At 66.4% G+C, this 6,693-nt stretch carries 8 protein-coding genes and 1 pseudogene; 5 read left to right on the plus strand and 4 right to left on the minus strand.

The window, feature by feature from the left end:
* Window positions 1-4: 4 nt before the first annotated feature.
* Together ggt and QCD75_RS14945 are read left to right on the plus strand one after the other, a co-directional pair.
* Window positions 5-1,828 carry a gamma-glutamyltransferase gene (gene ggt, locus QCD75_RS14940; protein ID WP_441005495.1) on the plus strand — a complete coding sequence of 608 codons (1,824 nt, stop codon included), beginning with the start codon at window positions 5-7 and terminating at the stop codon, window positions 1,826-1,828.
* A gap of 117 nt (window positions 1,829-1,945) precedes the next feature.
* The gene (locus QCD75_RS14945; protein ID WP_301229938.1) at window positions 1,946-2,470 is read left to right on the plus strand and encodes a mycothiol transferase; all 525 of its coding nucleotides are present in this window, start codon (window positions 1,946-1,948) and stop codon (window positions 2,468-2,470) included.
* Here the strand turns inward: QCD75_RS14945 and QCD75_RS14950 are convergent.
* Window positions 2,467-3,012, minus strand: a complete 546-nt coding sequence (locus QCD75_RS14950; RefSeq protein WP_301229940.1) for a hypothetical protein — start codon at window positions 3,010-3,012, stop codon at window positions 2,467-2,469. The genes QCD75_RS14945 and QCD75_RS14950 overlap by 4 nt on opposite strands.
* 2 nt (window positions 3,013-3,014) lie before the next feature.
* Window positions 3,015-3,572, minus strand: a complete 558-nt coding sequence (locus QCD75_RS14955; protein WP_301229942.1) for a hypothetical protein — start codon at window positions 3,570-3,572, stop codon at window positions 3,015-3,017.
* Window positions 3,573-3,830: 258 nt separating this feature from the next.
* Here QCD75_RS14955 and QCD75_RS14960 point away from each other — a divergent pair, with 258 nt between their 5' ends.
* Both QCD75_RS14960 and QCD75_RS14965 read left to right on the plus strand, forming a co-directional pair.
* Window positions 3,831-4,289, plus strand: a complete 459-nt coding sequence (locus QCD75_RS14960) for a universal stress protein (RefSeq protein WP_301229944.1) — start codon at window positions 3,831-3,833, stop codon at window positions 4,287-4,289.
* Between the two features lie 227 nt (window positions 4,290-4,516).
* Complete coding sequence (locus QCD75_RS14965) at window positions 4,517-4,840, plus strand: GYD domain-containing protein (RefSeq protein ID WP_301229946.1); 324 nt, start codon at window positions 4,517-4,519, stop codon at window positions 4,838-4,840.
* A 133-nt stretch (window positions 4,841-4,973) separates the two neighbouring features.
* Here QCD75_RS14965 and QCD75_RS14970 read toward each other — a convergent pair whose 3' ends face one another.
* A complete protein-coding gene (locus QCD75_RS14970; protein WP_301229948.1) occupies window positions 4,974-5,447 on the minus strand; it encodes a YybH family protein in 474 nt (157 codons plus the stop codon).
* Between the two features lie 364 nt (window positions 5,448-5,811).
* Here QCD75_RS14970 and QCD75_RS22230 point away from each other — a divergent pair.
* A pseudogene (locus QCD75_RS22230) lies at window positions 5,812-5,937 on the plus strand (nuclease-related domain-containing protein); the annotation flags it as partial.
* A gap of 340 nt (window positions 5,938-6,277) precedes the next feature.
* On the opposite strand, the gene QCD75_RS14975 reads toward QCD75_RS22230, so the two are convergent.
* On the minus strand, window positions 6,278-6,693 hold a 416-nt coding region (locus QCD75_RS14975; protein WP_301229950.1), incomplete at its 5' end, for an HNH endonuclease.

Here is a 6,693-nt window from a genome sequence, read left to right on the forward strand (position 1 = left end):
ATTTATGACACGTGGGCTGGTGGCCGTCACCGCGGCGCTGGCCCTGAGCGTGACGGGCGGTGCCGTCGCCGGGCCCGCGTTTGCCGATCCACGGCAGACGGTCAAGGACTCGACCGCCACCGGGTACGGCGGCGCCGTGAGCACCGTGGACCCGGAGGCATCAGCGGCGGCGATCGAGGTCCTCCGCAAGGGCGGCAACGCCGCGGACGCCGCCGTCGCCGCAGCCGCGACTCTCGGCGTGACCGAGCCATACAGCTCCGGGATCGGCGGCGGAGGCTACTTCGTCTTCTACGACGCGAAGGCCGGCGAGGTCGGCACCATCGACGGCCGCGAAACCGCACCGGCAGGAATGCCGCAGGGCGCGTTCATCGACCCGGCGACCGGCCAGCCCTACCGCTTCACGCCCGAGCTCGTCACGAGCGGCGCTTCCGTTGGCGTCCCCGGCACGCCGGCTACATGGGAGCGTGCGCTGGACCGCTGGGGGACCGTCAGCCTCGGCGATGCGCTCCGGCCGGCCATCAAGGTGGCGACCCGCGGCTTCGTGGTCGACGACACGTTCCGCCAGCAGACCCTCGACAACAAGCTCCGCTTCGGGGCATTCACCTCGACCAGCAACCTCTTCCTCCCGGGCGGCGACGCCCCCGCCGTCGGCAGTGTCTTCCAGAACCACGAACTCGCCGACACGTACCGGCTCCTCGCGAAGGAGGGCACCAGCGGTTTCTACGGCGGCCACCTCGCGGCGGAGATCGCGGCCACAGTCCAGGCCCCGCCCAAAACGGCCGGCACACAGCTGCCCGTCCCCGTCGGTCACCTGACGACGGCGGACCTCGCCGCCTACCGTCCCCTGGACCAGGCGCCCACGCACGTGGACTACCGCGGCCTGGACGTCTACGGCATGGCGCCGTCGAGCAGTGGCGGCACCACCGCCGGCGAGGCGCTGAACATCCTGGACTCGTTCAACCTTTCCGGGATGTCCACGCCCGGCGCCCTGCATCACTACCTCGAGGCGAGTGCGCTGGCTTTTGCGGACCGCGGCAAGTACGTGGGCGACCCGGCGTTTGGCGACGTCCCCACCGCTGCACTTACTGACCCGCTGTTCGGCAAGGAGCGCGCCTGCCGGATTGACCCGCTGCAGGCGGCCGCCAAGCCCGTCCTGCCGGGGGACGTGTCCGCGTACGACGGCGTGTGCCCGGCGGCCGCCGCGTCCCCCGCCGATGAGAAGGACACCGAAAATATCTCCACGACCAACCTGACAGTCGCGGACAAGTGGGGGAATGTCGCTGAATACACGCTCACCATCGAGCAGACCGGCGGCTCCGGCATCGTGGTCCCGGGCCGCGGTTTCCTGCTCAACAACGAGCTGACCGACTTCTCCACCGTGTACAACGCGGCGGACCCGAACCGGATCGAGCCGGGGAAGCGCCCGCGCTCGTCCATGTCGCCGACCATCATCCTCAAGGAGGGCACGCCGTTCCTCGCGCTCGGCTCGCCCGGCGGATCGACGATCATCACCACCGTCCTGCAGACGATCCTGAACCGGGTGGACCTGGGCATGCAAATCTCCGAGGCCATCGCAGCCCCGCGTGCCTCGCAGCGTAACACGGCCAAGGTCACAGCGGAGCCGGAGTTCATTGCGGCGTACGGGAGCCAGCTGACTCCCTACGGCCATCAGTTCACACCGTCGGGTGACGCGTTCACCTCGGCAGCAGAGATCGGCGCCGCGACCGCCATCGAGTTCCTGCCCGGCGGGGGCATGGTCGCCGCGGCCGAACCCGTGAGGCGCGGGGGCGGATCCGCGATGGTCCTGAACCCGTCGGCGAAACCATGAATCGCGGCGGGGGGCGCCATGTGCCGGGATCCCCAAAGCCGGCGGAGCGCCCTATCTCGTGGTGCTGCATCCATGCAAGCATGGGGGCTCACCGAAAACGCACTGTGAGGGGACCCGATGAAATCCAACGAACTGCTGCTCGACGCCTTCGTCCGGATCCGGGAGACCGTCGCCGCCACGCTTGACGGCGTCGACGACGATGCCTTGGTCCGCCGGCCCTCAGGAAAGGGCAACTCGATTGCGTGGCTGATCTGGCACCTCAGCCGGGTGGAGGACGCCCAGGTCGCCTCCGCAGCCGGCCTGAAACAGGTGTGGACCTCACAGGGGTTCGCGGGACGCTTCGGTCTGCCGCTGCCCGAACGCGACACCGGCTATGGCCATTCGACCGGGCAGGTCGACTCGGTGAAGGCCCCTCCGGAGCTATTGCTCGAATACTATGACGCCGTGCACCGGCAGACCGCGGAGTTCCTGGGTACCCTCGGCGACGTGGATTTCGACCGCATCGTCGATACCCGCTGGGACCCGCCCGTCACGCTCGGGGTGCGGCTGGTCAGCACTATCGCCGATTGTCTCCAGCACGTGGGGCAGGCAGCGTATGCCAAGGGCCTGAACTCCGCCCCCGCACGCTGGCCCGCGCGCTAGGAAGTGCGGGTGTCCGTGGTGCCGGGATCGGCGTCAATAGCCGCGGCAACTAGCCGGTCGAAACTCGCCGTCCCGTTCTCCGGGGGCACCACGGTGAATACCGCGAGCCATCTGTTGGGCGCATCCTTCTCCAGCGCGGCAATCCGTTCCACATGGAGGTTCAACCCGGGCACCCCGCCAACGAGGAGCGGCCGCCGCTCGCCGCTCTTGACCATGCGCTGAAATTCTTTGGCCGACAGCTGGTCGCCGGGAGTGTTGGTGACCTCGGCGACGGTATCGTTGACCCTTTTAGTCAGCCCGCGCATGAATTTCCGCCGGCCCGAGAGGGCGGGAAAAGTGAGCAGGGCCGCGAAGAACACTGTGAACAGGACGACGGCTCCGAAACTCCTGAGGCCGGGTATGAAGATCATCATGATCAGGCAAAGGATCATGCCGAGGATACTGAACAGAACGAACTTGATCACGGGATGTTCGCCCGGCGTCTTGGACCAGCGGACCAGAGCCACGGTGTGGTTGCCTGGCTGGTCGAGGGAATTTCCCATGCCTAGTACCCCTTCACTTCCATGAGCGCTTCGGCCAGGATGACGGCTTCGCGCGCTTCCCTGAGATCGCTCAGCAGGCCCATGTCAGCGAGGGCTGGAGCGGCCATGGTTGAGCCGGCGAGTGCGGAAAAGATGCTGCCCAGCTTTTCGCGGTCCTGTGACAGCATCCGGGACGAATTCAGTTTGACCCTGCTTGCTTCGAGCTCCAGCAATGACTGGTGGATTGCCGCGAGACGACGGTGCATCACCGACAGCTTTTCCGTGATGCGCTGGGTACGCCCCGCAAGCATGGACTGCATCTTCACTGCCACGTCGTGGAGCTCGCCCAGTGCGGTGTGGGTGTGCACCGACCAGGACTGCCGGGCGAGCTGCTCGCCTACGTCGCGTCGACGTCGTTCCCATTCCCGCACTGCGGATTGGTAAGGTCCCAGAAGCAACGAGACAGCTGCCAGAGCCTTGTCCAACGAGGCCGCCCGCGTGCTCAGGTTCGTTGTCGCGGCGTCCAATCTCGCCAGGAATTCGTCGTAATTGTCATGAGCCGGGGTGCCGTTGGTCTTCATGGGCTGCCCGCACACCGTGCCGCCGCGCCGCCGCGGCAGTCCCGCCCGGGACGGGGCGATCTGCCTCGCCGGTATGTGCCCCCAACTCTCATGGCAAGAGAATAGAGGCTCCGGGCACGTGGTCATAGGGTCCCCCCTTTGCCCAGTCCTGGAGCCCGCGGCGGAGGCCCGCATCCGGCGGACCTTGACACTGACTTTTGCGGACACACAGACTGAAAGGTCCAGGCAGCTCACCGAGGCTAGGGAATGGAAGAGAAGATGACCGGTACAGGTTCATTCGTGGTTGTGGTTGGTTTTGACGGTTCCGAGAGTTCTCAAAATGCCCTGCAGTGGGCCGTGGACGAAGCGAAACAGCGCAACGGCCAGCTTCGTCTCGTCACGGCCTGGAGCAAACCGGCGCTTGCCTGGTATCCGGCCATGCTGGAAACGGCCGTCGGCGAAATCGTGACAGAGGAGTCCCCCGAAAAAACAGCAGGGACGCTCCAGGCTGCGGCCCTGAAGACCGCTGAAGATGCGGGGGTAGCCGCCACCGGTCAAGTCGTCCACAATGACTCGGCGGCGTCTGCACTTCTTGAGGCCGCCAAGTCCGCGGACCTCGTTGTGGTTGGCTCCCGCGGGCACGGCGGATTTCCCGGCCTGCACCTGGGTTCGGTGCCGGCCCAGGTCATCGGCCATGCACCCTGCCCGGTCCTCGTCGTCCGGCCCAAGGCCTCTTAGGGTGTGAAAGCCCAGCTGGGCCCGGTGGTCGTTGTCGCCGCCTTTTCGATCAGCGCTCCCGAGGTTCCGCGCGGGGGCTTTGCGGCAACCGTTGTAAGGGCGAGGGGGACGGCCTACCATGTGGCCACAGCCCCACTCCGGGGACCAACTCCGGGACCTGCCCTCATGGGGTTCCGGGCACGCTTTCGGATGCCCGGGTCCTGGACATCACGGGACGGTAAGAGACCATGGCGAAATATCTGTTCGAAGCGAACTATGTGGGTGAGGGTATCAAAGGCCTCATGCGCGAAGGGGGCACGAAGCGCCGTGAAGCGCTTGTCGAAGCCCTCAAATCTGTCGAAGGCTCACTCGAATGCTTCTACTATGCCTTCGGCAAGACCGATGTACTGGGGGTCTTCGACGTTCCGGGGCCGGCCGACGCCGCAGCCCTTTCCCTCATGATCAATTCGACCGGCTCCGTGAACGTTCGTCTGAAACCGCTCATGACTCCGGAAGATCTTGACGAGGCGGCTCAGAAGACACCGTCCTACCGGGCCCCGGGAAGTAAATAGCCGACAGCCGACCGCCCCCAACTGCCGACCGCCCGCGTTTACCGGCGCCCGCATTTCCGGCTGGCCGCGCGGGCGGCAGTCACCGGGAGGGGTTAGTAGCCGGGCGGCCGGAGCGGCCGGCGGCCAGGCGGGGCTATCCGGCGTCGTCGAGGGTGCTGCCCAGCTCCCCGAACCGGCTTAGCTGCAGGAGGGTCGCGTCGCGGTCACCGTCGGGCACGGCGTCGCCGTGCCGGTGGACGATCTTCCACTCGCCGTCCTCGCGCCGGAAAATCGTTGTGACCCTCAGAGCGTAGGGCTCCGGCGCCGCCCCGCCGATCGACGCCGTCGTGTGCTCTATTCCCACGATGTAAGCGAGGTCCCCGCTGGCGCCGGATGCGATGACCTCGTACTGAAAAGACGTGCAGTTCGAAAAGCGGGATGCCAGGAGGTCGAAAGCCGGCGCCACCTGGCCCCGTCCGATTTTGGTCATGACTGCGCCGAACAGAGTCACGGGATCAGTGCCTGACCACATGGCCTTGCGGGGTTCGGCATCGCCGTTGTGAAGTGCGGCTTCGACGTCCGTGAGCCGCGGCATGACGGCTGCCAGGAATTCGTGTTGGCTGTCCACGGGCTTTCCTTCGTTCGAGCTTCCGGGATCAATTATCGGACCCCAAAAATGCCGCCGCAAGATGGCGTGGGACCGTCCGAAGCGCGGCGTAAGGAATATGCAAGCATTCCGCAAGTATTCCGGTGAACGTTCCCGCGGCGCCGTCATGCGGCGGACTCCCACATCTAATGGCGCTGCATGCAACCCACTTCGCAATCCGCCAACACTGCTAATCCCGCGCCCCTGCTGGTGGGGGACCGGGTTCCAGCCCAAGCTGTGATGGAGGAGCTGTTGGCTCTCCAAAGCCAGGAACCTCGACGCTCCACTCTTCAACGGATCCTCGGCGTCAACCCGCTGAGCGAGGACAGCCGGCCCTGCTATTAGGGTGCTTTGGGGGGAGATCGCGGTTGGCCGAATCCTGGCGGGGCTGGGACCGGAGTGGCTGGTCCTGCATGCAGTGCCGGTGGGAACCGGCACCACCGATATTGATCACGTCCTCGTCGGCCCCGCCGGGGTGTTCACCCTCAACACGAAAAATTACTCGGGCCAGTCCGTCTGGGTGTCCGGACGGAACCTCATGGTGGCAGGGAAGAAGACGCGCCATCTTCAGTTCATGCGTTGGCTCAAGCGGCGCCGCCACGTGTTGGACCCGGCGCAGGTGTCCCGGATCGCGGCGGCGGCCGTCCTGGCCCGGATCTGGCACCGGAGCCCTGGCCAGCCGGGTGACGCTCAAACGGTCCAGCAGGACTTCGCTGCCCTGCGGTTGCTGGTGGACAGGGCACGACGGCGTCGGGCAGCTTGGCTACTGGGCTTTCCAGCCGTCGGATTCCTGTTGGGCTACTTCCACGGAATCATGCAGCAAGCGCATCGGCGGGCCGCGCGCATTTTGCGGCTTTCAAGTGATGCAGGAGTTCGCGACGCTCGGGGGAGAGGACCCGGGAGTTCCGCAGCGAAGGAGTCTCGACAGGTTCCGACCCGGGCAATGGCGGGGCCATGGATTGGTAGGTGTGGCCGGTGGGGGTGGTCACCTCGAGGGTGTGTCGGGGTCCGGGCCTGGGGTGGGTGGACCAGCCGGGGGTTTCTTTGGTGTGGTTGCAGGCTTCGCAGAGGCCCGCGCCGTTGTTGTGGTTGGTGGTGCCGCCGTGGTGCCAGGGGAGGATGTGGTCGAAGTGGCGGATGGGGGCGTGGCAGTAGGGTGTGCGGCAGGTGGCGTCGCGGGCGGTGAGGTAGCGGCGGAGTCCTGGCGGGAAGAGCCGGGCGCGGGAGT

It is taken from the genome of Arthrobacter sp. PsM3 (assembly GCF_030433895.1).
Lineage (GTDB): Bacteria > Actinomycetota > Actinomycetes > Actinomycetales > Micrococcaceae > Arthrobacter.

Bases quoted from the DNA above. Each gene is read 5' to 3' on its own strand.
- ggt (WP_441005495.1), top strand. From the start codon at position 5: ATGACACGTGGGCTGGTGGCCGTCACCGCGGCGCTGGCCCTGAGCGTG.
- QCD75_RS14945 (WP_301229938.1), top strand. From the start codon at position 1,946: ATGAAATCCAACGAACTGCTGCTCGACGCCTTCGTCCGGATCCGGGAG.
- QCD75_RS14950 (WP_301229940.1), bottom strand. From the start codon at position 3,012: ATGGGAAATTCCCTCGACCAGCCAGGCAACCACACCGTGGCTCTGGTC.
- QCD75_RS14955 (WP_301229942.1), bottom strand. From the start codon at position 3,572: ATGAAGACCAACGGCACCCCGGCTCATGACAATTACGACGAATTCCTG.
- QCD75_RS14960 (WP_301229944.1), top strand. From the start codon at position 3,831: ATGACCGGTACAGGTTCATTCGTGGTTGTGGTTGGTTTTGACGGTTCC.
- QCD75_RS14965 (WP_301229946.1), top strand. From the start codon at position 4,517: ATGGCGAAATATCTGTTCGAAGCGAACTATGTGGGTGAGGGTATCAAA.